We start from the raw sequence: 2,022 nt of genomic DNA on the forward strand, positions 1-2,022 counted from the left end.
CGGAATGTTACTTTGGTAAGCGATTTGAAACTTTCGAACAACTTGAGAAAGTGATTCATGCGTACATTCATTATTACAACAATGAGCGTATTCAAGTGAAATTAAAAGGACTGAGCCCTGTACAATACAGAACTTGGTCCTTAAATTAAACAGTCTAACTTTTTGGGGGCAGATCAAAGTCGTTTTAATAAGAATAATTCTCATATATAATCAAAATTTACATTCTTTACTAAAAATCATAAAATGAAATTAAATCTACTCATTCCTACACTTGCCGTATCTACGGCATATTCAGCATTTGCTAATACGACAGAGCAACAAATTTCTGAACATTTAAACGATTTACGCAGCCAAACGGAAGTAGCGATTGAATCTCGTATCCAAAAACCTGCCAGTCACCCAATGCCTCAACTTGCGATTCAGCAAAAAAAGCGTCTAAGTATGAGCAAAGAGGAATTTTCTAAGCGCCCAGATTTAATTTCAAATGCGCTTATTTTGGCATTACAGCAATCTAACTCTGACTCAGTCAGCTTTCTTTATCCATTTTATAGTAAGCTGCCAACACAATACCAAGATCCAATTATGCTTAAGTGGTCTGAAGCTATTTTAGCTCGCTACAGAGGTAACTATAATAGTGCAATTACAAAATATCGTGAAATATTAGCCGAACATTCTGGTTTAGGCTTAGTCCGTTTACAACTTGCAATGGCACTCTTTGAGAATAATGAATTGGAAGCGGCCGAAGATCAATTTCAAAAAATACGATCCGAAAATCCACCTTCCCAAATCAAAGGTTTGATTGATCAGTACATTACCGCAATTGCAAATAAAGATCGTTGGACATTCTCCGGTGGCTTCACCTATTTAAACGATCCTAACATTAATAATGCACCGAAATCCGGCACAACTTACGGACAATGGAGTGCACCTAAATCAGAATCTGCACAAGGGATCGGCTTTAATTTCTATGCCGGTAAAAAATGGTCTTGGGGAAATAATTTCTATAATGAATTTCGTCTAAGCAGTAACGGAAAATATTATTGGAATAATAAAAAATATAATGAAGTAAGTGCAAGAGGAAGCCTTGGTTTAGGCTATCAAACCGCTCGCTTTACCATGGCATTTCTTCCTTTTATGGAGCAAACACTTTATGCCGGTGGCTCAAACAGCAGTGAAAGTTTAAAACGCTTTTCTAAAACAAATGGTGCAACGTTAGAAACAAGTTATTGGATCTCACCTAAATGGCAATGGGAATCCAGCTATGAATATACCGAACAACGTTATATGGATCGCAAACATTTAAACGGCAATTACCATTTCGTCTCTAGCGGCTTAACCTACCTTGCGAATGCAAAACAATATTGGTTTAGCAATATCAACTATAATAGAACAGCAACTCGAGATAAAGACGATAGCTATGTCCGTCGCGGAATTGTGCTTGGTTGGGGACAAGAATGGCCACTCGGACTATCAACACGATTAAGTGTTAACTATGCACAAAAAAATTACAAAGCGCCAATGCCAATCTTTGGTATTACGCAACGTAATAAAGAATACGGTGCATCATTAAGTCTATGGCATCGTGCTATACATTATTGGGGGATTACACCTCGCCTGACGTATAGCTTTAATAAAGTAAAAAGTAATTACGTATTCTATAGCTACTATAAACACCGTGCTTTTGTGGAGTTTAGCAAACGTTTCTAGATAACTTATACATCATCAATCAAACTAGACCGCTTACCAAATAAAGGTAAGCGGTCTTTTTTTACAAAAAATCTGGGATAGTGGACAAAATTGAGTCTACAAAGTGGGTTAAAACCTTGTACTATAAGGCTTTAACCCACTTTTTATAAAAATGACTAAAGAATTGCATTTCCTGCTCATCTTTTAACCTCAAAAAATATGGCAAAATTAATGGTGTTCAACGCTATAAATGTCTTGATTGCCATCATAATTTTGTTGCATCCAAACGACTTAATTCACAAGAAATTTGGTTTAAGTATACCTCGCTAAAACAAA

Annotated in this window: 3 protein-coding genes; all 3 read left to right on the plus strand. The window is 36.3% G+C overall.

Going from position 1 to position 2,022, the window contains the following annotated elements; genetic code table 11:
- Window positions 1–149 (plus strand): IS3 family transposase (locus HMPREF0027_RS11480; RefSeq protein WP_081456946.1); only part of this gene is annotated, 149 nt, incomplete at its 5' end.
- A gap of 94 nt (window positions 150–243) precedes the next feature.
- The gene (locus tag HMPREF0027_RS01635) at window positions 244–1,707 is read left to right on the plus strand and encodes a porin family protein (RefSeq protein WP_005621617.1); all 1,464 of its coding nucleotides are present in this window, start codon (window positions 244–246) and stop codon (window positions 1,705–1,707) included.
- A 167-nt stretch (window positions 1,708–1,874) separates the two neighbouring features.
- On the plus strand, window positions 1,875–2,022 hold a 148-nt coding region (locus tag HMPREF0027_RS13080; RefSeq protein ID WP_420834419.1), incomplete at its 3' end, for an IS1/IS1595 family N-terminal zinc-binding domain-containing protein.

Origin of the sequence: Actinobacillus ureae ATCC 25976, from assembly GCF_000188255.1 — a bacterium.
In the GTDB taxonomy this organism is placed as follows: Bacteria; Pseudomonadota; Gammaproteobacteria; order Enterobacterales; family Pasteurellaceae; genus Actinobacillus; species Actinobacillus ureae.